This window comes from Sphingobium sp. AP50 (genome assembly GCF_900109095.1).
In the GTDB taxonomy this organism is placed as follows: Bacteria; Pseudomonadota; Alphaproteobacteria; order Sphingomonadales; family Sphingomonadaceae; genus Sphingobium.
Map to the genome: position 1 here is coordinate 45,201 of NZ_FNYZ01000014.1, position 19,095 is coordinate 64,295.

General features: G+C 61.9%; 22 protein-coding genes. 10 read left to right on the plus strand and 12 right to left on the minus strand.

Annotated features, from left to right (window positions below; all coding sequences use genetic code 11):
- Positions 1 to 42: 42 nt before the first annotated feature.
- Both BMY84_RS19665 and BMY84_RS19670 read right to left on the minus strand, forming a co-directional pair.
- Positions 43 to 882: a DUF5677 domain-containing protein gene (locus BMY84_RS19665; RefSeq protein ID WP_093085924.1), complete on the minus strand. Its 840-nt coding sequence runs from the start codon at positions 880 to 882 to the stop codon at positions 43 to 45.
- 2 nt (positions 883 to 884) lie between these two features.
- Positions 885 to 1,274 carry a hypothetical protein gene (locus BMY84_RS19670; RefSeq protein ID WP_256215319.1) on the minus strand — a complete coding sequence of 130 codons (390 nt, stop codon included), beginning with the start codon at positions 1,272 to 1,274 and terminating at the stop codon, positions 885 to 887.
- 205 nt (positions 1,275 to 1,479) lie between these two features.
- Between BMY84_RS19670 and BMY84_RS19675 the strand changes: the two genes are divergently transcribed.
- From BMY84_RS19675 to BMY84_RS19700, 7 genes are all read left to right on the plus strand, one after another.
- A complete protein-coding gene (locus tag BMY84_RS19675) occupies positions 1,480 to 1,866 on the plus strand; it encodes a DUF3768 domain-containing protein (RefSeq protein ID WP_256215320.1) in 387 nt (128 codons plus the stop codon).
- A 215-nt stretch (positions 1,867 to 2,081) separates the two neighbouring features.
- Positions 2,082 to 2,345 (plus strand): hypothetical protein, encoded by a 264-nt coding sequence (locus BMY84_RS19680; protein WP_256215321.1) that lies wholly within the window; start codon positions 2,082 to 2,084, stop codon positions 2,343 to 2,345.
- Positions 2,338 to 2,511, plus strand: a complete 174-nt coding sequence (locus tag BMY84_RS29860) for a hypothetical protein (RefSeq protein WP_177204090.1) — start codon at positions 2,338 to 2,340, stop codon at positions 2,509 to 2,511. Before BMY84_RS19680 ends, BMY84_RS29860 begins: the two co-directional genes overlap by 8 nt.
- A gap of 22 nt (positions 2,512 to 2,533) precedes the next feature.
- The gene (locus BMY84_RS19685; RefSeq protein WP_093085927.1) at positions 2,534 to 3,298 is read left to right on the plus strand and encodes a ParA family protein; all 765 of its coding nucleotides are present in this window, start codon (positions 2,534 to 2,536) and stop codon (positions 3,296 to 3,298) included.
- Complete coding sequence (locus BMY84_RS19690) at positions 3,298 to 4,185, plus strand: ParB/RepB/Spo0J family partition protein (protein WP_093085929.1); 888 nt, start codon at positions 3,298 to 3,300, stop codon at positions 4,183 to 4,185. The genes BMY84_RS19685 and BMY84_RS19690 overlap by 1 nt, the downstream gene beginning before the upstream one ends.
- 253 nt (positions 4,186 to 4,438) lie before the next feature.
- Complete coding sequence (locus tag BMY84_RS19695; protein WP_093085930.1) at positions 4,439 to 4,969, plus strand: CopG family ribbon-helix-helix protein; 531 nt, start codon at positions 4,439 to 4,441, stop codon at positions 4,967 to 4,969.
- Positions 4,966 to 6,081 carry a relaxase/mobilization nuclease domain-containing protein gene (locus BMY84_RS19700; RefSeq protein WP_093085932.1) on the plus strand — a complete coding sequence of 372 codons (1,116 nt, stop codon included), beginning with the start codon at positions 4,966 to 4,968 and terminating at the stop codon, positions 6,079 to 6,081. Before BMY84_RS19695 ends, BMY84_RS19700 begins: the two co-directional genes overlap by 4 nt.
- Positions 6,082 to 6,100: 19 nt before the next feature.
- Here the strand turns inward: BMY84_RS19700 and BMY84_RS19705 are convergent, their stop codons facing one another.
- Positions 6,101 to 6,928, minus strand: a complete 828-nt coding sequence (locus BMY84_RS19705; protein ID WP_093085933.1) for an RES family NAD+ phosphorylase — start codon at positions 6,926 to 6,928, stop codon at positions 6,101 to 6,103.
- Between the two features lie 172 nt (positions 6,929 to 7,100).
- On the opposite strand from BMY84_RS19705, the gene BMY84_RS19710 reads away from it, so the two are divergent.
- The 3 genes from BMY84_RS19710 (at position 7,101) to BMY84_RS19720 (ending at position 11,252) form a co-directional block, all read left to right on the plus strand.
- Positions 7,101 to 7,796: a hypothetical protein gene (locus tag BMY84_RS19710; protein ID WP_093085934.1), complete on the plus strand. Its 696-nt coding sequence runs from the start codon at positions 7,101 to 7,103 to the stop codon at positions 7,794 to 7,796.
- Positions 7,793 to 8,032, plus strand: coding sequence for a DUF1413 domain-containing protein (locus BMY84_RS19715; protein ID WP_093085936.1), 240 nt, complete (start codon positions 7,793 to 7,795; stop codon positions 8,030 to 8,032). Before BMY84_RS19710 ends, BMY84_RS19715 begins: the two co-directional genes overlap by 4 nt.
- A gap of 202 nt (positions 8,033 to 8,234) precedes the next feature.
- Complete coding sequence (locus tag BMY84_RS19720; RefSeq protein WP_177204091.1) at positions 8,235 to 11,252, plus strand: DEAD/DEAH box helicase; 3,018 nt, start codon at positions 8,235 to 8,237, stop codon at positions 11,250 to 11,252.
- A gap of 42 nt (positions 11,253 to 11,294) precedes the next feature.
- Here BMY84_RS19720 and BMY84_RS19725 read toward each other — a convergent pair whose 3' ends face one another.
- The 9 genes from BMY84_RS19725 to BMY84_RS19765 all read right to left on the minus strand — a co-directional run bounded on the left by BMY84_RS19725 (position 11,295) and on the right by BMY84_RS19765 (position 19,086).
- Entirely contained in the window at positions 11,295 to 11,522 is a 228-nt protein-coding gene (locus BMY84_RS19725) for a hypothetical protein (protein ID WP_093085938.1), read from the minus strand.
- Between the two features lie 441 nt (positions 11,523 to 11,963).
- Positions 11,964 to 12,617 (minus strand): SOS response-associated peptidase, encoded by a 654-nt coding sequence (locus BMY84_RS19730; protein ID WP_093085940.1) that lies wholly within the window; start codon positions 12,615 to 12,617, stop codon positions 11,964 to 11,966.
- A 38-nt stretch (positions 12,618 to 12,655) separates the two neighbouring features.
- Positions 12,656 to 12,913: a hypothetical protein gene (locus BMY84_RS19735; protein ID WP_371262432.1), complete on the minus strand. Its 258-nt coding sequence runs from the start codon at positions 12,911 to 12,913 to the stop codon at positions 12,656 to 12,658.
- A gap of 76 nt (positions 12,914 to 12,989) precedes the next feature.
- A complete protein-coding gene (gene trxC / locus BMY84_RS19740) occupies positions 12,990 to 13,439 on the minus strand; it encodes a thioredoxin TrxC (protein ID WP_093085942.1) in 450 nt (149 codons plus the stop codon).
- Positions 13,440 to 13,499: 60 nt separating this feature from the next.
- Positions 13,500 to 14,105, minus strand: a complete 606-nt coding sequence (locus BMY84_RS19745) for an alpha-ketoglutarate-dependent dioxygenase AlkB (protein ID WP_093085944.1) — start codon at positions 14,103 to 14,105, stop codon at positions 13,500 to 13,502.
- Between the two features lie 30 nt (positions 14,106 to 14,135).
- The gene (locus BMY84_RS19750) at positions 14,136 to 14,795 is read right to left on the minus strand and encodes an SOS response-associated peptidase family protein (RefSeq protein WP_093085945.1); all 660 of its coding nucleotides are present in this window, start codon (positions 14,793 to 14,795) and stop codon (positions 14,136 to 14,138) included.
- 93 nt (positions 14,796 to 14,888) lie between these two features.
- Complete coding sequence (locus BMY84_RS19755) at positions 14,889 to 16,187, minus strand: PDDEXK nuclease domain-containing protein (protein WP_093085947.1); 1,299 nt, start codon at positions 16,185 to 16,187, stop codon at positions 14,889 to 14,891.
- 78 nt (positions 16,188 to 16,265) lie between these two features.
- Positions 16,266 to 17,195 (minus strand): LPD7 domain-containing protein, encoded by a 930-nt coding sequence (locus BMY84_RS19760; protein ID WP_093085948.1) that lies wholly within the window; start codon positions 17,193 to 17,195, stop codon positions 16,266 to 16,268.
- Entirely contained in the window at positions 17,185 to 19,086 is a 1,902-nt protein-coding gene (locus BMY84_RS19765; protein WP_093086076.1) for a type IV secretory system conjugative DNA transfer family protein, read from the minus strand. Before BMY84_RS19765 ends, BMY84_RS19760 begins: the two co-directional genes overlap by 11 nt.
- Between the last annotated feature and the right edge of the window lie 9 nt (positions 19,087 to 19,095).

Here is a 19,095-nt window from a genome sequence, read left to right on the forward strand (position 1 = left end):
ATACGGGTAACGATCCTTGCCGCGGGGCGCCTGGTTTCAGGCCTACTGTGCCATTTCCAATGACTGCAGGGCGTGGAGCCGGTCCTGCATCTCGCCGCGCCGATCGGGAAAGCGCGTCTCATTAATCATGAGCTCGAAGAAGCCGACCACCGGCAGCATCGCATCGAGCGCGAATGAAATCGCCATCGGGATCTGCGTCTCGAACGGGCCCAGGATCGGTCGGACCCCGCCCCCTTCCCCGCGCAGCCAGAGGCCATCGAGGCTGTTGTGCGAGAGATGGCCATAGAAGCTGCTGACGATGCGATATTCAAGATAGCCGGTGTGCGAGGGCAAGGACTTGGCGATCTCGCTGATCGAGGGCGCCTTCTTCCTGCCGGCGAGGCGCTTCACCAGCTCGGCTTCGCGAGCATGCGAGGCGGCCGCCTTGGCGGCGTCGCAATGATGCTCGCCGCGTAGCAGCTTCTCGCGGGCGATCGCGTTGTGCAGCGTGTCCGCCTCGAGCGCATCGAGTGCTTCCAGCGGCTTGGTCATGAGAAAGGTCAGCCAGAAGCGCACTTCATAGATGGTGCGGGCGACCCCTGCCGCTTCCATCGCCATTGCGCGCTCCGCAAGGGTGATCGCCGCGGCAAACGCATTCATTGCCCGCCCAAACATGCGGACCGCCGTGGGCGCCTGGTCATTTGCCGACCCGCCATTGCCCGCGTCCTGATGTTCCTGGAAGAGCCAGACCGCATACCGGTTGGCATCGCGCGCAAGCGCAAACCATTCCGCATAGGCCTCGATATAGTCGTGGCGCCAATTCTCGATTGTCGGCGCGAGCAAGCCTTCTTCCGCCAGCGCGGCGCGGGGATCGTCACCCTCCTCTGCGTTTTGCTCGGCCACGCTCAACCTCCCCTGAGGGTGCGAGCAGTGACCGGCGCCGGCAAATCGTCGAGGCCTTGAATCAAAGCAGGATCGGCGAGCAGGACACGCCAAGCTGTGTCGATGCGGCGCGCGGCCAGATAATAAGACGCGCCGTCACATCCGACCATCCGACATCGCTCCTGATGATCGATTGGCGACCACCCTGCCCCGTGGCGCGCGACGAGATCGGCCGGCTCTACCCGCATTAGCGTACCGCAGCGGCGGCACTGGCTCCGTAGCAGAATGTTGCGCTGCAACATGACGCCAACGGTCTTGGCCCAACGCGGCCACAGGGGTTCGATCTTTGCGGGCATGCGCGTGACGATAATCGCGGGTGGTGGTGATGGTCCAGCGGAACCGGGGTCGGTCATTCATCTTTGCAGGATGTCCGCGCTCGCCCGGGGTCTTTCGACGGTCCGTTCATCGCCGGGGCGCAGAACCGCGCAAGCCCGCAAGCGGGCTTCTCCACTGGCGTTGCGACCCTGACGGGTGCGCGGCCCCGCTATGCCCAGGCGCCACGGCCCCTGTCGGAAGGCCCCGATGGGCGGGGTCGGACAAGCGACAGGATGCACGATCATGCCCGACAGCCAGCCCTCCCCTGCCCTCACGGGCCCCGTTGCGATCGCAGCCCTCAACGATGCGCTGCGCACGAACCCCACCCAGCCCGGTCACAACGGGGTCGTCATGACCGCCGGCGTCGCTGACCTCATTGGTGATGCAAGCCTGTTCCGGAACTTCCATCGCCGCGCTGTCCTTCTGCGGCAGGTTCGCGACCATGACGATTTCAGCGTCGACAATGATCCACATGGCGAGCGGGATTTTGGTCGCTTCGAGTTCGAGGGCGCTGTGCTGTACTGGAAGATCGACTATTATGATCGCAGCCTCGAATTCGGCTCTCCCAATCCCGCTGATCCCAATGTGACCACGCGCGTGCTGACAATTCTTCTCGCGGACGAATATTAAGCTATAGTCGGCCTCGACATTCGTCGGGGCCGGCGATGCAACTCCCGCGCAGGTTGTCGCCCTGGCCGAACGATGGCCGCTCGGAGCCTCCCCCAGAGATCTGATCGCCGCGCCGAGGGTCGAGTCTGCTTGAGCAGACTTTTCATTCAAACCCCCACCAACTGGTCTGCTCTGTATTGAATTCAATACATGGTTCCGTTAAGGGTCGTCGGACCATGAGCCGTGAGGAGAGGGTCCAGGTGGCCGGTGCAGGGCAGGCGAGCGTAAAGCGGCGAACCGCCTTTTTGCAGATGCGAGTGACGCCGCAAATGCACGACGACATCGCGCGGCTGGCGCTCGATCATGGTAACATCACGATCAGGGCGCTGGTGATGAACGCGCTCAAACAGACCTATGGGTTGAGCGTGCCGAATGACGAGCTGGGCGACCGGCGCGGTCGGTCGCCCGCCCAGTCGGAGAAGGAGGCCGATCATGGCTGAGTATTTTTCCAGGCATCCCGATCATGCGATCCTGTTCGCGTTTTTCTGTTTCGCAGCTGTGGTCTACCTGTTCCGCCATGTCGGGCCGCGCATCGGATCGATCGGTGATCCGTCGTCACGTGATCACTATATTCGGCGTCTGCGCGATGGTGGAGATGGCTATTGAACCCCAGATTTGGATGTAACGCGTGAAGACCATCGTCATCAGCCTGCTCAAGGGCGGCGTCGGCAAGACGTTTTTCGCTACCCATCTCGCCTGGTATCTCGCCGAGCCGGAAGGGCGGCGCATCGCGTTCATCGATCTTGATCCCCAGGGCAGTTCGACGCGCCGCCTCGCCAAGGAGCTAACCGGACTGCTGTCGGCCGATCTGTTCGATCCCGAAGCGGCGATGGACATAGACAGCAAGCCGGGCATCACCGTCTTCGGCGCCGACCAACGGCTGCAGATGGTGAAGGCGGCCGAGGATGTCCGCGACTTCATCGTCGGGTTTCCCAAGCTCGAGGGCCATTTCGATTATTGTGTGATAGACACTGGGCCAAAGTGGGATGAGCTCACCTTGAGCGCGATGGCGGTCGCCGATGAAGTGATCGCGCCGGTTCAGGTCGCCGAGGACTCGCTTGAATGCGCCAAGATGCTGCTGACGGCGCTCAAGAAGGCTGAAGGCGCGCGCGGCGGGCGCAAGGTCAACTTCCTTGGCCTGCTGCCCTCGATGGTGAATGCCTTCGACAAGCGAGAAATGGAGAATGTCGTGAAGCTCACCCAGGCGGTGGGTCCGGCCATGATGTTCCCCGCCTTCGTGAAGGCACGGCCGACCTACAAGCATTCGGCTGAAAACCATCATGCCGTCTGGAACGAGAAGGGCAGCGGCGCCAAGGCGGCTGCCGAGGAAATCCGCACGATCCTCGCCGAAGTCGAACGGCGGGTCGGTGCGCGCAAGAAAGAGGCCGCCTGATGGGTAAGTTCGACCAACGCGCCGAGGAGTTTAGTCTCCTCGTCGGCGCGCATGACAGCGCCCGCCGCGTCGAGGAGCTGCCGCTCTCCGCGATCATCCCCGATCCCGACAATCCGCGCCGCGACTTCGACGAGGCCGAGCTGAAGGAGCTCGCGGCCTCGATTGAGGCCCGGGGCGTGCTGCAGCCGATCACTGTGCTGCCGGCCAATGGCGAGGGACGCTATGTGATACGGATGGGCGAGCGGCGCTATCGCGCCTCGCTCGCCGCCGGCCGCACGACGATCCCCGCGATCGTGGCCGGGGCGGGGGAGGGGGTTGCCAGCCTCGCTGATCAGATCGTCGAGAATGATCAGCGCGCCGACCTCACCGCCCGCGAGCTTGCACTTGGCATCGAGCGGATGCTGGCCGGCGGAATGACGCAGGGCGACATCGCCACGGCACTAGGCCGGTCGAAGCAGTTCGTTTCGCTCTATGCGGCCTTTGGCGACATGGAGCCTTATCTGCGCGACGCGATCGACAAGGCGCCGATCCGCGTCCTCTACGATCTGCACCGCGCGGCTAAGAAGCATCCGCATGAGGTGCGCGCGTTCGTGCGCGGCTTTGCGGAGACCGGGACGACGCTCGCTGCCGGTAACCGCTTCATCGCGTCGCTTAAGGTGCCGCCCGAACAACCTGCGCCCGCGTCCGCGACGCCCGTGGCGGCCGCAACCGCGCCCAAGGCGAAGGGCCGGGCAGGGGGCTCGCAGCCTTCCGCCCGTCTTGCCAGCCCGGTCAAGGTGACGGTCGGAACCCGGACCGGTCGGCTCGTATTACCCGAGCGGGTCCAGGTAATCTTCGATGATGGTGAGGAGGGCGATGTCCCTGTGACCGACCTCTCGTTCGATTGAGCCCTAGCCAACACCGACCCCTTACTCCGCGTAGACTTTTCAACCTTTGAAAGACGCTTGATGGCCGTCACCCTCGCATGAGGGTGGCGGCCAATTCGATTTCAGCGGACAGGAACCCTTGTCCGAATTTCGGGCGTGGATAGACTTTGTAGGTGGGAGCTCGGAGTCTGCTTGAGCAGACTGAGGAAGGATCAAAATTAGGTGAGGGCCGGATAGGCTTGTCGCCGGGAATGTTTAACATTAAGGTGAGGGGGTGGCGTTCTTCGGCATCCGCCTGCCCGATGATCTCGCGGCCCGCTTCGATGCGATCGCGGCCTCCCAAGGGGGCCGCTCTGCGGTGCTGCGCAACCTGGTCGAGGGCGCGGTTCGCTCGCCGGAGGAGGCGCCTGTGATTCCTGAGCCGCGCGGCCATACCACCGCCCGCGTCGAGATCCGGTTGACCGGATCGGATGCCGCAAGGCTCGATGAAGAAGCGCAGGGTAGGGGGCTGAAACGGACCGAATGGGTCATCGCGTTGGTACGCCGCAGGCTGTTCGCCAAGGCTCCGCCGCCCTCCGCAGACCGCGCGGCAATTGCGCAGGCCTGGCGCGAACTCAACCGGATCGGCATCAATCTCAATCAGGCGGTCCACGCCCTTCATGCGGCGACAATGGTCGACTCTGGTCTCGACCTCGCGCGCGAGGCGGCGCGTGTTGAAAGCTTTCGCGACGAGGTAGCGGCCCAGCTCAAAGGGCTGGGCGCCGCGTTGAAGGGTGACCTCGTATATTGGGACACGGGGGAGTGAGCGAGGAAGACGATATCCTGCCACTGCCAAGCCTGATGGAGGCGTGGCGGCCGCCGTCCGGCGGCAAACGCGTGCTCAAGGGCGGGACGGTGCGGATCCGCACGGGCAGGGGAGGGGGGCAGGCTCGGCCTGCGATGAGCCAAGCCGAAGCGCGCGCCAAGCTTGAGCGCATTGTCCGCAAGGCGCCTGAAGTGATGGTCAAAGTGTCGGGCAAGCAGCGCAGCACCCAGCATCTGGCTGAGCATTTTGGGTATGTCTCCCGCCATGGCAAACTTGAAGTTCGTTCCAGCGAGGGCGAGATCATTACCGATGAGAAGCGCCTGAAGGCGATCGCATTCGACTGGGCGATGCTCGACGAGGCGACCAACATCTATGGTCGCGACAGGCCGATCTCGACCTCGATGATCCTCTCAATGCCCGGCGGCACCGCGGAGGCGGATACCATACTCGATGCGGTCCAGGCGTTCGCGCGGATCGAGTTCAAAGGGCGCTTCAGCTACATGGTCGCGCTCCATACCGACACCGATCACCCGCATGTCCATGTGACCGTCGCCAATCAGGGCGAGGACGGAAGCCGGTTCAATCCCCGCAAGGCCGATCTTCATCACATGCGCGAGACCTTCGCGCTTGAGCTGCGCGCGCGCGGTATCGCTGCCGAGGCGACGCCGCGCCGCGCACGCGGCCATGTCCAGAAGCGCGTCCGTTCGGCGGCCAAGCATCTCGAGGCGCGTACGGCGGCCGAGGGCAGGGGACTCGACATCCACCGGCTCGTAGAAGAGCGCGCCGCCGAGTTCGCACAAAGCCAGGAGCCTGAACGGCGCGAGCAGGACCGCGCCGCTCTTCATCGCCAGAAGTTCATTCGAGGCGCCTATGCCGAGGCAGCTACCGCGCTTGCGGGCACGGGCCGAGAGGAAGATGCCGCGCTGGCGGACGAGATTACCCAATTCGTCGCCGACATGCCGCCTGCGGTCTCGCGCCGGCTCCAGCGTGCGCGCGAGATCATGATGGCAGACCGTGCTTCTGGCAGTGCTGATCGGACCGAGCCTTCCAACGAGCCACCCACGGACCCGCGTGATCGCGGCGTACCGCCACCCCCTGATCGCGAGCGCTGAGCCAAATCGCTTCGGCCGTTTAGTCTTCGGTTCGCTTCTCCCACGCATTTTCGAATTGCTCGGCCTCCACCTTGATCGACGTGACACGGAACGGCGCACAGCTTGCGATCTCGACTGCAGCAGGATCGAAGATCGCAATATTGAACCCGCCGCGGTCCTTTCTGTCCCCGAAGTGGCTTTTGTAGCCAATGGCGTCGTAACCGGCGCTGCGAAACAGCTCGGCCAGGATTTGGGTTGGCGCGTAGTCAGCTCGATCATCGGTTTGCGTGACCGGCTGCGAGAACGCGTTGTCGATGTCGGTCCAGACCGCAGTCTCTATCTCTTCTTGGGTCGGCGCGCGTCCGCCCGTCAGATGCTTGAAGATAGGTCCGAAGAAGGATGACTTTCCGTGACCGCGCGACAAATCGAGGGTACGTAGCGGACGTAACAACCTGCACCACGCGACTGAAAGCTCGGCCCCTATCCACGGCCGCACCTCTGATATCGCGGTCTCGATCGTACTCCCGACATACAGAACCGGTATTCCGGTTGGATTGGCCCGCCCGGCTTGCGCGCGATCGGGAAGGGGCTTCATGCGTGCCGCGCCATAGCCCCAATAGTCCTCGCCAATCCAATTGCCCTCATCATCCTGGCGGTCCTGGACGTCGATCCCACGCTGCGCGCGGTAGAGGATCATATCCTTTTTAAGCGTGACGTCGCGATCGCGGATCGTCGCAACAACAGTGTCCAGGAAGCTGCGGTCATCCACACTAAGAATATACCGACTGGAGAACCGGACGCGCCGTGCGAAGCTTGAATAGCTATCCCAGCTTGCAAATGCTGGTCTTGGCGGATCGTTTGAACTCATCGGGCGGGGCCCTTCCGTTGACCGGGATATTGCAGGCGTTGCATGCTCGAATGCCCCTCACTGGTTCGATCGGTAGCCCATGATGCTGAAATTAGCAGTGACGAGATAGCGAATCTGCATATCCGAACGCCGTTGCGCTTGCGACCGGCGCGTTGGCAGGCGAAATCGAGGCATGGAGTTGAATTCGAACGAATCGAGCGAGGCACAGATGGCGCTCTCGGCCTTGGCAGCACGGGCGCGTCGGATTCTTAAATCCGATGAGGCGGCGGCTGCTATCTGGAAAGGAATTGTGCGCGCCGCCCGCGATTGCGAGAGGTGGGGCGGTGATTGGCCGACAGACCGAGGCTGCGAGAACCTCCTTCAAGTGCGCGCAGCCGAGGAGCTTCACGAGGTCTTGGCAGGGCACAAGCTTGGGTGGCTGACATTGGAGCAGCCTCTAGCCGACATCATCTGGGAAGGGACATCTCAACGAGGTCGACCGCAGACTGGTTTAAGTGAGCAGAAGCGTGCCGATATTGCAATCTGGAGCAAATCCGAGCGCATCTACGCAGTCGCCGAGATAAAGCGTGCCGAAGCTGATAGAGATTGGCAGTTGGACCTTGAAAAAATCGCGCGGATCCTCAGTCGATACGGCCGGCGTCAAGGTAATCATATGCGATACGGTATACTCGGTGTATTCATTTCGAGACGGCGCGGTTCCCTGCTTGCCGAGCGCGGCGTAGCACTCAAAAAACTTGCTGCAACCGTGGCGGCAAATTTCGGTCTGAAACAGCGGACGGTATTCGACCACGGCAATCTTCACCACTACCGCGGCGGCGACAATACCGGGTGGACGTGCGGCGCGGCGAGCGTGGTTTTGAGCCTATGAAAGATAATATCTCGGCACAGGAGCTCGTTGAAATCGCCCTCGGCAAGGCTGACGCACTTGCGCCCGGGGTGACCTTCAAGCTGCAGAACCTCTTTACGGCCGATCAATGGGAAGCACTCCCCAAAGGAGTGCGGATAGCGGCCGGCCCCTTGTTCAAAGAGCGGGCTTACCTCTCTGAGACGATTGACGGATTAGGTCGCGATAGCACGAACCATCAGCGATATCGCAAGTTATGACCCACCATTTAGTCGTGATCGTCTGAACGACATTTGTCGAATGTGGTGAGCGAAGGCGCGCATCTAAAGCATCGAGATCTTGTACTAATCAGTTTGCCGTTTCATTTTGCTGCGCGATACATAATTCTAACTCTAGCTCTAGCTCTGACGAGCGGAAGCGTTTTCATGGAGAATCAATCTGGCTGGGCTCAATCTCGATGCATTGGAACTCTGGGCCCATCAGCGTGAGGCCGTCGATCAAACCGAGCATTATTTTGCATCTGATTGGGCCGGCAAATCCGCGCTCGTTCATCATCCGACTGGTGCAGGGAAAACAGGTATCATGGCAACGCTGGCCCGCCGGCGCGCGGTCCAAAAGCCGATTCTTATCATATGTCCGTCCGCCGCATTGGTTGCCCAGCTGGAACATCAATTCGCCGCCACATTCTGGGATCGATTGGCGGCAGCAGCGGACTGGAAGTTCCCCCATACGTTGCGATTGACGATTTCTCAGGTCGATGACGTGATCGCAGAGATTGTGCGCGTCGCACCGGAGCCTGTCGCCGTCTTCTCTACCATTCAAGCCCTTCAGCAGATTCACGCGAGCGCGCCGGAGTACGCGAAGCTCGCAGATGTATTTGGGACAGTGTTTTTCGATGAGGGGCATCGCGAGCCGGCACCCCAATGGGCGAAAGCCGCGCGGGGGCTCGGTGCGCCGACCGTCCTGTTCAGTGCCACGCCCTATCGGAACGACCTCAAAATCTTTGGCGTCGATCAGTCGTTCACCAGCTTTCTGTCGTTCACAGATGCGATCGGCCGAGGGCTAATTCGGCCGGTGGAGGTCCGAGAGGTCGACCTCCCGTTGGAGCCGGTCGCCTTTGCCCAGCGATCTGTCGCGCTGCGCGATGCGCTCCTCCTCGCCGGCCAAATTGCGCCCTCCGACAAAGTGATCATCCGGGCGGACAAGGAATCTGAAGTCGAAGCGCTCTATCTGGCGTTCTGTGACGCGCTGCATGGGCGCGACGACGGTGTGTTGGCAATCCACACCAATTTCGAAGCCGAGGGCGAAAATGGGAACTGGAAGTTCGGCGATGTGCCAGAGCAGCTGGCATTGCGGTCGGAACGGTTTCTGATCCATCAGCATATGTTGACCGAGGGCATTGATGACCCGTCTTGCCGTCTGCTGATGATCTTCTCTAAATTCACGAATGAACGACAGCTTGTGCAACAGGTAGGTCGCCTAACCCGCCACCCGGGTCCTGCAGGCGCCGTAGCGGACCCTGCTTATGTGTTCAGTCGCGCCGGCGACGCGGTCCTCGCGATGTGGGAACGCTTCCTGGCTTATGATGAGTATTGCGTCGAGAATGGTGGTCGCCCGCCGCTGCGCGACCAAGCTATTGTCGACAGGATTCTCGCCTCACTGCCGCAAGTCGATTATGTCGATGGGCAGTTCAGACGTCGCAACGATCTAACTGACATGTCGATCGCGGCTGACATTCGCGTCCCTCTTTCCGCCGTGATCTTCGAGACTACGGACGGCTTCAAAATTGACGAATTCGAGGAGGCTGTGACGGCAGCGCTCGATGAAGAAGATCGTATCGAGATGGCGGGCGGGCCGCTCCCTGACGTGCCGGTGAACTTCCATCTTTCCATCTCTTTGCGACAATCCCCTCTGCTGGCCGAGACCTTATTCCAAACCGCATCCGTTGAAGTGACGGCCTATGCCCAACGCGGCAAACGGCTTTTCTTCTACGACACGCGCGGCCTGTGGATGGATGACTTTGATGGGTTGGTGGCCCGTGTGGGACCGCGCACCCTAGGCTCGTTATTGCCGCAGAAAGGCAGGGCCATCACCGGAGTGACGCTCCGAAATACAGATCTCGGGCCACTTACTTTGCGGGGTCGCTCCTTTCAGGCGCCGTCCGTTGCCCGTGCGGGCGTGTTCCTTGGGGAGCAGACCCATGTGGTCACGCGCGCTACCGGTCGCCCAACTGATAAAGTTCGCCGGAGCCTCGGTTTCACGAGTGCGCGGGTCCGCCAAGGGGAGGGACCCGGCGCGACGTTGGCAGACTTTTCCGATTGGTGCAGTGAGCTTGACAAGGAGCTCGAGCTGGGCGCACCGCCGGCCGATCTTTTCAAGCGCTTTGCGACGGCCGTCGATGCGCCCAGCGATACAACGCCACTCAATATCCTGGTCGATATGGATTCGTATGACGGCCAGTTCCTGAATGCGAGCGGCGAGCCGATGAAGGTCGATCTGGAAAGCGCCTGCTCGGATATTACCCTCCGTCACGGGGGCCCCAAAAAGTACGACTATGCATTCGATCTTCGGATCGACGAGAACGATATCGTCGTATGGATCCGCTGGGATGCCGCAAAGCAAAAATACTGGCTCTCGTCGCGGGAACTCTCGACATTCCACGATAGTGCGAATTCGAAGGTGACCTTGCTTCACCGACTGAACCGGCAACAGCCCTTTCGGATCATCCTGAGTGCATCGCTCATCTACGCTTACCGCCACTTCTACTCGGTTGATTTGCAGCTTGGCCGCCCGGGGGGGGCAGCGAGCCTTGTCACCGGCCTGCTCCACGCCGTTCCGGGGCTCGACAAGATCAGATCAGAGAAGGGCAGCCTAACGAATCCGGCTGACACTTGGCCGAAGGGCTCCCTCTTTGGATTGATCGATAAAGCGCTCTCTCCCTCTGCAACGGCACGCCCGTTCGGACCTACGTTTGCGGCGCTCGTGTGTGATGATATCGGCAACACCGAAGTGGCTGATTTCATTGGGGTAGATGACCAAGGGGAGCAGCGCGTCGTGTTCATCCCGGCGAAATGGAAGTCCGGAAAAGCCGGCGCGGGTGCATCCGGTCTATATGACGTGAGCGGCCAAGCGCTAAAGAACCTGGCTTATCTAAAGGCGGACGGCCAGCCCCTGCCTGGGGCAAAGAACCGGTTCGACAAGATGTGGAATTTGTCCGGCGGAGAGGTTCCGCGGCGACGCATTGGCCCCGGTTCGAATGCCTTTCGCGCACTGTTTGAAAAGGTCCGGGCAAACCCGGCAGCGAGCCGGGAGGTCTGGCTCGTCGTCAGCGGCGGGATCCTCTCGAAAGCGGCGGTCGATGCGGAGTTCAAGAACCCCTCACCGCCCTCGCATGTCTTACAGCTCTTCCACCTGCTGCTATCGCTCTATGCCGGATGCCAATCGATCGGTGTTGACCTCAAGATATTCTGCAATCCTTAGACGCCTCGTGGGGCAGAACCGAGCGAGACAGGGCTGACACAGTCAATTCTTCTCGTGTCGACTTGCCGCAAGCTGATGCAATGTCGACGTCCATTGCGCGATGATCGCGCCTGCCTCGGGATTGGTTTCTCCCGTGACTTTCCCGTACACACCAAGCGCGCTCGCAAACTCTTCGACGGACGCAACCTGCGCACGCTCCATCAAGGCGGCGATGATGTCGAGGGCGCCGCCAATTGCAGCGACCAGCGGATCGGGCTCGGCCGACGTCATGTGCCTTGACCGATCGCGCCGCGGCACTGCTCGCAACTCAATCGTCTTGGACCATCGCAATCGTCTTCACTCCGCCCCTCAAAGGCGGCGTCCGCTCTTTCCATCCTTCTCCTCCCCGTGCCGCTTCGATCTGCGTCGGACAGCCGGCGGCACGCCCAGAATACTGATGCGTGCCGGCATTGGAACCGGGTGTTCGAAACCTGAAACGAGCCAGGCGCGGCCGCCTTTGGGCCGGGTGACCTTGGACATACGCGTCCGCCACCCGGTCGCCATAGCTGGGACCGGCTCTCGTTTCAGAAGGTTTCGACGCCTCCACCCGCGTCTCTGCAGGCAGCGCCAATTAAGCGAAAAGCACGCCGAAGCGCAATCGCGAAGGCGCCGTCGTTGGCGAATGTTGGCCCTTAGGCAGGGCGAGCGACCCAAAGGGGCCACGGCCTGCCGTCAATCCTCGAGCAGGTCCGCAATCGCCGCCGCTTTGCGACGCGACCACAGCTCACTCGTGCGATTGATTTCGATTAGATCGTCAGGGAAGACGCGGTCACGAAAGGCGATGACGTCGTCGAGCGATCCGTGTAGCCAGCGATCATAGTCGGCGGGCTCCAAAAGCACCGGCATGCGATTGTGAATCGGCCTGATCGCTTCATTGCAGTCGGTCATCAGACCGGAATAGGCCGGCCCCCATTCATCACTGATCCGCCACATGCCTGCCCATGCGAAAATGGGCTGGTTCTTAACGGTGAACCAGGTGCGGGTCATGCTGCCCTTTTCGCCCTCGGCTTCGGCGAACGCCGTCACCGGTATGATGCAGCGCCATTGCGGCTTGGGGGCTATGCCACGCCACATGAAGTTTGTGAGGTCGGCGATGTTGTTGACGGGCTTGGGCTTGATCGGGAGACCGGTCTTCTTGCTCTTCATCGGGCGGGGAAAACCCCAGACCATCGACTGCACGACCCGCCGACCGTCCTGCTCACGCACAACCATGCCACTATATCCGGGCAGCACTTCTTCCGCGGCATTGACCGGCTCGGGTGCTTCCACCCCGAAATGTGCCGCGACTTCGGCTGCACTTTTGCGGACCGTATAGAGATTGCACATCTTGCAACCCTATCAGATTCGTGGGCGCCCATGAAGGTTCATGGCGATTGCGCGGCAAACCATTCGGCATAGTCCGTAGTCCGGACCATATGGCGATTGAGATCTGGTGCGCCATCATCCCACCAGACCGGTCCGCGCTCCCCCAGAGCCAGTTTGGCCGCATCCACAGCATCATGCGCCGCGATTTCCGCGTGCATGTCAGACGTGCGTTTTGCGGACGCAACGGCGCGACGGGCTGTCATGAGGTCCTTCACAAGTGCCGTGTGTCGCTCGGGATTGAGGTGGGGATTGCTCATTCGCCAGAGCCGTCCGCGGACCACAAAATACCGCCCATCTGGCGTAACGGGATGGCCGCCGGCTTGCTTCGGCATTCTACCGAACCGCTTGGCGGGCCCAGTCGATGATCGCGCGTTCGGGCATGGCACCTGACTGGCGTGCGATTTCACGACCGCCTCGAAACAGGATCATCGTGGGGATGCTGCGAATACCGTAGCGCCCGGCGATAGCCTGCTCGGCTTCTGTATCGAGCTTTCCAAGCCGAACGGCCGGTTCGAGCTGGCGGGCGGCGGCTGCAAAGGCCGGAGCCATCTGCCGACATGGGCCGCACCAGGATGCCCAGAAATCTACAAGCAGAGGGATGTCGGCGCGGGTGGCATGTGCGTCGAAGTTGGAGGCCGTCAGTTCGACCGGTACACCAGCGAACAGGCGATTATGGCACTTCCCGCATTTGCCTCCGGCGCCGAGCTTCTCGCGGGGTACGCGGTTGGATGCCGCGCAGTTGGGGCAAACGATGATCAAGGTTTCTGTAGGTTCGGTCGCCATGGTTCAGTTCTTCGATTTCGGTCAGTCAGCCACCATGCCATCAATGCGCGGCCTATCCCATCAAACACGCAAGCTCCGATTGTGCTCCGCGATCTGGCGCCGATTGGCTCTTGCTGAAAAGCTGCGGAATGTGATCGACCAGCGCGACACGTCCATCTCGGCGATGCTATGTTCCCAATCGTGGCGCACTTCGCCGGCCAGGTGATAGATCGAGCGCGGCGACAGCGGTGCTGCGGCCCGATCGAACCCTGTCTCGGTGCGCTTGCGCAGCCGCATCGTTGCCGGTGCGCCAAGCGATACACCCACGACATGTTCGAACACAGGCCGGTCCCTGTGCCAGCCGATGCCCGCACCTGGATCGTAACGAAGCAGCAGTGCCTGAACGAGGGTGTCGTCCTCAAGACCAGCAAAGTGGGCCGCTCTCGCTTTCAGAGGCGCGAGCCAGTGCGGGATCGGAGGCGCCTCATCGAATGTGCTGCGATCAAAATCGTAGGACCAGCCGAACGAGGTCGTGAGACGCTTGCCAAGCCATCCCTGAAAGCGGAACGGGCTCAGGGATTGCGCATCGATCCGTTCGATCAATGCACGTTCCTCATCTGGACTCACAAAGTCTTCCGCATGCGTGAAGCCGGGAACGAGCGGGGTGCCGAACAGATCGTCGAACATCGTCAAAAAGGTCGGCCCCGCGGATAGCGTTCAGAGCAAAGCGAGCTGCGGCCTGCCGCTGCCCGGCAGGGCTCCGCTTCGCCACAGATCCTCGGTCTTCTCGACCTCCATGCGCGCCGCTGCCGCCGGCGCGCTGAACTGGAAATCGATCACTTCGCGGATCGAGCCTTTGAGCCACCGCTCATAATGACGGGGTTCCAGCAGAACCGGCATGCGATCATTGGTTGGCTCGACCGCCGCGTTGGCGGGCATCGTCATTCCAGCATAGACAGGGCCGTAGTCCGGCACGTTGCGGCAGAAGCCGGCCCAGGCCATCATCCGCTGGCCCTTCATCGAGAACCAGGTCCGTGTCTTGCTGCCCTGTGCGCCATCCGGATTGGCAAAGTGGGTGATCGGAATGATGCAGCGATAGCGAGGATCGGCGACCAGTTTGTCCCACAGCGGGTTGGTAAGATCTGCGACCAGGCCGACGCGTCCGGGCATCTCGCCGCGCTCCCGCATCTCGCGGGTGACGCGCGGGAAACCCCAGTCCATTCCCTTCAGGCGCCGCTGGCCCTGATGTTCGAACACAGCCAAGCCGCGCGCGCCCTCGATGGTCTCGCTCGGCAGATCGATCTCCGGCACATCGGCCACGTCGAAGTGCGTCGCGATGTCGACGAGACTGGCGGCGAAGATGTGCAATCGAGACATGAGACAGCCTTTCCCCTCACGCAGGGACTCGAAACGCTGCCTGTATAGCATGGAACATAAAAGGAACAAAGGTAGCGCTTCCCGGATCTGTCCTCAGTCTTGCCCGATCCCGCGCAGTTGCTCGAGTAGGGCAGCGCCAAGCCGCTCCGCCTCTTGTGCGGCGCTGTCTTCCACATCCTGTCCATGGGCGGCGCGGTTCATCGCGTTCACCGCTGGACGCAGGCTTTCAACGTCGACGTTGAGCTGTCCGCGGCTTTGCAGATCGCTGAGCATCTGGCCGATGCCGGTGACACGCATCGACGCCGCTTCGTCATTTTGAAGCCGGCGCAGTTCGCGCTCGATCTCGATCCGTAGCCGGACGAGCGACATGAGCGGAAACTCGCGCGCGAATTCGGCCAAGGTCGGTAGCTCAGCCTGCAGGCGTTCGGGAAGCGCCTCGGACAGGCGATACTCCGCGACACCCATCGGCTTGTTCGCATCGCGTAGCGCATATTCGACGATGACTTCGTTGCGCCCCTTGCACAGGATGATGCCGATGCTCGGTGCGTCATCGACATGGCGTAGCTGGTCGTCGACCGCCGAGAGATAGAAGTTCATCTTGCCGGCGAACTCGGGCTTGAACTCCTCGATCTTCAGCTCGATGATGACGAAGCACCGCAGCCGCAGGTGATAGAAGAGCAGGTCGAGATAATAATCCTGGCCGCCGACCTCGAGGTGATACTGGCTGCCGACAAACGCGAAGCCTTTGCCCAGTTCGAGGACGAGAGCGCGCAGATGATCGATCAGACCTTTTTCGAGCTCGCGCTCGGAGATCTCGGAGCCGAGCGCCAGAAAGTCGAAGCTGTAGGGATCCTTGACCAACTCCTGGGCGAGGTCCGATTGCGGCGCGGGCAGGGTGCGCGCAAAGTTGGTGAGGGCCTTGCCCTGCCGGCGATAGAGATCGGTCTCGATCTGGTGGACAAGGACGTTGCGGCTCCAGCCATGAGCGATGGCCTCGCGCGCGTACCAAAGCCGCTCTTCGCCATCCTTGATGGCCTCGACCAGCTTTATGTTATGCCCCCACGGCAATTGTGCAACGAGCTGTTGCACGATCTCGGGATCGCGATGCGCCTCGGCAAAGGCCCGCATATATTTCAGATTGCGCGGCGACAGTCCCGTCATGTCCGGGAAGTCGCGGCGCAGGTCCTGAGCCAGCCGATCAATGACGCGCGCGCCCCAGCCTTCGGCGTCCTGCCGGCTCAGAATGTCGTTGCCGATGCTCCAATAGAGGCGGATCAGCTCTTGGTTGACGGTGACCGCAGCGCGCAAGCGAGCCGTGCGGATCCGTTCCTTCAGCTCATCCAGTAGTGCCGCATAACCGTCCCCACCGAGCGTGGGAATCTGGGTGCTCATTATCCCTGCCTAGCAGGTCGTCCGGCAGAATGCGCGAATAAGGAGGGGCGATAGATTCATTTCCTGGGGAAACGCCATTTACCGTGCACGCACCCGATCTTGCGGCTTAGGTTCTCGGCCGGGCGCAGCTGGGGGCGTTCGTCCGCGGCCGGCGGGCTGAGTGACCTCCATCGCCTTCGACCGCTCAGTGTCACGCACCACCGCAGGTTTGATCGTCCGGCCGGCCGCGATGTGCGCGTCGAACTGGGCGCGTGCGACCGACATCACCCGATCGACTCCCTCGGGGTTTTCGAACAGGGTTCGACGGATCACAGCCTCAATCACGCGCAACTGGCTGTCGGCCGCCTTCTCGTTGGGACCGGTGCGCACATCGACACGGCGAACGTCGCCAAGGTCCTTGCCGTTTGCTTTTGAGGAAACGGCTTTCTCGCTGCCGCCACGCGGCGCTGCCCCATCACGCCCGGCGGCTGGCGCGATGGAGTTACGGCTGGCCTCGCCTTGCAACCGGTCGAGCTCCTGCAGATCGCGCTCGTTCGGCTTGTAGCCGCGCACTTCGAGCCCCTTCTGGCTAGCCTCGAGCCAAGCGGCCCGACGGAAGCTTTCGCTACCAGTTACATGAACCCGGTCCCATCCACGATGTTGAGCAATCGCGACCAGATCCTTGACGACCTCCTGACTTTCGGTGGCCGTCACAAGGCGGCGGCCCTGGTCGCGAAACGCGGGATCCTTGGTTTGCGCCGAGGTGTAAAAAGCCGGCTCACCCGACCAGCGAGACTTTTGCGAATAATAGCGTTTGCGCACGCCATCCGGCACGTCACCGGGATCGATCGATAGAGGCCGCTCGGCGTCTGACTTTCCCGATCGCCCGCTTGCAGGCTCGCCGCGCCGCTCTTCCGGATTGGGCGCAGTGGCGTCCGGAGCAGCACCCTGTCTTATTGCGGCACGGCTATCGACGCTGACGCTGTTGGCGCGTTTGGCCCGCCCGGGCGCTTTTTCCTCATCGGCCATATGCTTCCCTCGTTTCCATCAGGTCCGGGGCGATGCCCTGGGGTTCATCGGCGTCGGCAACCGCGCGGTCAGCCATCGCGAGCACGAAAGCGAGCGCAGCCTTTTCGTCGCCAGGCGGTGGAAGTTCCTCGAGCTCGCCCAACACCAGCATGTCGTCGGTGATCTCGACGGCACCAGATATTTCCTCGCTGGTCAGTGGGCGGGTCACGATCATCTCCTCCTGCTGTCCGCCGGTTGTCAGTGCCGCTTTTTTCGCCGCAACCGATGCCCCGAGCACATCGGTGGCAGCGTTCGCCAGAGGCGCTGGGGTGTTGAGCCGCACGAGGCGCGGGGCGACCTGCGGAGGATTAAACACGCGGGCAGTGAAGCGGCGCGAACGAAAATATTCGATCTTGCGACCCCGCACCGGCGGGATGCCGCCGCGTAGAAGGAGCAGGTCGCGCTTGGGCATCTGCATCAATTCCTGAGGCATCATCAGCGCGCGGCGCTGATCCGATTCTGAAATGCTGCGATTGGCGAGAAAGCCATGGATCGTGCGGCTTTTCGATTTGACGTTCATCGTGAAGAAGCCAAGCCGCTCGGACAGCTCGTTGGCGACCTTAAGCTCCTTGGGGGTGAAGACGATTTCGAGTCCGCAATTGGCGATGATCTCGTCGGTCACGTCCGCGCCGTAGATGCCGCGCGGCTGCGAGCGACTCTGAATCACAGGGAGCAACCGCAGACCGTATCCCGCGACATAGGAAAAGGCCGAGGCGATGACTGGCGCCTTCCCCAGGCGCGCAAATTCATCGAGCAGCACCAGCACCGGCACATCACCCCCCGTCTCGGGAAGCTCGCGAGTGTTGAGGTCGATGAGCTGCTGAAGGAACAGATTATAGACCGGAGCGATCCGGTCGATATTGTCGGGCGACACGCCGAGATAGATCGAGATCCGCTCACGGCGGATTTGGCGGAGATCGAAATCGGTCTCCGAAGTCGCTGCGTCCACAAACGGATTGAGCCACAGGTTGAGCTTCGAGGTGATCGTCTGCTTGATCCCCGAAAATGTGTTGTCAGAGGCGGAGGTGAAATCGCTGAGCGCCGAGACACAGGCCTGGCTGAGACGCTGGCCGGTCCGCCGGGCTTCCTCGAGCACACGCGGGAGCTCGGACTTTGGATCACCTGTCGTCAGGCGTCGATAGATCTCGCCGATCGTGAAGGGCAGAGCGGGGTTGGCCGCGACCAAGGCGCCAACGCCGACGAATGCCCCGCGCGCCGCCTCGGCCCAGAACGGGTCAGCCTTTTCCGGGGCCGGGAACAGCATGCCAGCTATCTTCTGCAGTTCGTTGACGACATCCGTGTCGTCTTCGCGGTCGATGAAGCTCAACGGGTTGTACCGTGCCGATCGACCTTCCGGATCCAGAGGATCGAACAGATAGACGGTCTGCCCGTGGCGCGCGCGAAACCCAGCCGTTATCGTCCAGTTTTCGCGCTTCACATCGAGGACGACGACCGAGTCCGGCCAGCTCAACAGATTGGGGATAACGACCCCGACACCCTTGCCCGCGCGGGTCGGCGCTTCGAGGAGCACATGCTCGGTGCCACCGAACACCAGATAACGGCCGCCCTTCTGGCCAACGATGATACCGTTCTTGTCGCGCAGGCGCTCTCGGCGTAATTCGCCCTCGCTTGCAAAGCGGGCCTCTCCGTGAAGGGAGCGTCGATTGCGCAGAACGGCGAGCAGGACCACGACGAGGATTGCGCTGCTGACCAGCGCGCCGCGCTTCAGCCAAAGGTGCAGCAGGGGATCGCCGCGATAATACCATAGCCATGCCGGCAGGCTGAGCACGTCGAGCCGGGGACCAATCTGGCGCAGCCCGATCAGTGCGACGAGCAGGGTGCAGGCGACCATGCCGGCAAG

What these genes read in the sequence shown, in the direction of transcription:
- BMY84_RS19705 (WP_093085933.1), bottom strand. Translation starts at nt 6,928, where the DNA reads ATGAGTTCAAACGATCCGCCAAGACCAGCATTTGCAAGCTGGGATAGC.
- BMY84_RS19725 (WP_093085938.1), bottom strand. Translation starts at nt 11,522, where the DNA reads ATGACGTCGGCCGAGCCCGATCCGCTGGTCGCTGCAATTGGCGGCGCC.
- BMY84_RS19715 (WP_093085936.1), top strand. Translation starts at nt 7,793, where the DNA reads ATGAAAGATAATATCTCGGCACAGGAGCTCGTTGAAATCGCCCTCGGC.
- BMY84_RS19750 (WP_093085945.1), bottom strand. Translation starts at nt 14,795, where the DNA reads ATGTCTCGATTGCACATCTTCGCCGCCAGTCTCGTCGACATCGCGACG.
- BMY84_RS19710 (WP_093085934.1), top strand. Translation starts at nt 7,101, where the DNA reads ATGGAGTTGAATTCGAACGAATCGAGCGAGGCACAGATGGCGCTCTCG.
- BMY84_RS19765 (WP_093086076.1), bottom strand. Translation starts at nt 19,086, where the DNA reads ATGGTCGCCTGCACCCTGCTCGTCGCACTGATCGGGCTGCGCCAGATT.
- BMY84_RS19760 (WP_093085948.1), bottom strand. Translation starts at nt 17,195, where the DNA reads ATGGCCGATGAGGAAAAAGCGCCCGGGCGGGCCAAACGCGCCAACAGC.
- BMY84_RS19670 (WP_256215319.1), bottom strand. Translation starts at nt 1,274, where the DNA reads ATGACCGACCCCGGTTCCGCTGGACCATCACCACCACCCGCGATTATC.
- BMY84_RS19690 (WP_093085929.1), top strand. Translation starts at nt 3,298, where the DNA reads ATGGGTAAGTTCGACCAACGCGCCGAGGAGTTTAGTCTCCTCGTCGGC.
- BMY84_RS19745 (WP_093085944.1), bottom strand. Translation starts at nt 14,105, where the DNA reads ATGTTCGACGATCTGTTCGGCACCCCGCTCGTTCCCGGCTTCACGCAT.
- BMY84_RS19675 (WP_256215320.1), top strand. Translation starts at nt 1,480, where the DNA reads ATGCCCGACAGCCAGCCCTCCCCTGCCCTCACGGGCCCCGTTGCGATC.
- trxC (WP_093085942.1), bottom strand. Translation starts at nt 13,439, where the DNA reads ATGGCGACCGAACCTACAGAAACCTTGATCATCGTTTGCCCCAACTGC.
- BMY84_RS19730 (WP_093085940.1), bottom strand. Translation starts at nt 12,617, where the DNA reads ATGTGCAATCTCTATACGGTCCGCAAAAGTGCAGCCGAAGTCGCGGCA.
- BMY84_RS19680 (WP_256215321.1), top strand. Translation starts at nt 2,082, where the DNA reads ATGAGCCGTGAGGAGAGGGTCCAGGTGGCCGGTGCAGGGCAGGCGAGC.
- BMY84_RS29860 (WP_177204090.1), top strand. Translation starts at nt 2,338, where the DNA reads ATGGCTGAGTATTTTTCCAGGCATCCCGATCATGCGATCCTGTTCGCG.
- BMY84_RS19755 (WP_093085947.1), bottom strand. Translation starts at nt 16,187, where the DNA reads ATGAGCACCCAGATTCCCACGCTCGGTGGGGACGGTTATGCGGCACTA.
- BMY84_RS19735 (WP_371262432.1), bottom strand. Translation starts at nt 12,913, where the DNA reads ATGAGCAATCCCCACCTCAATCCCGAGCGACACACGGCACTTGTGAAG.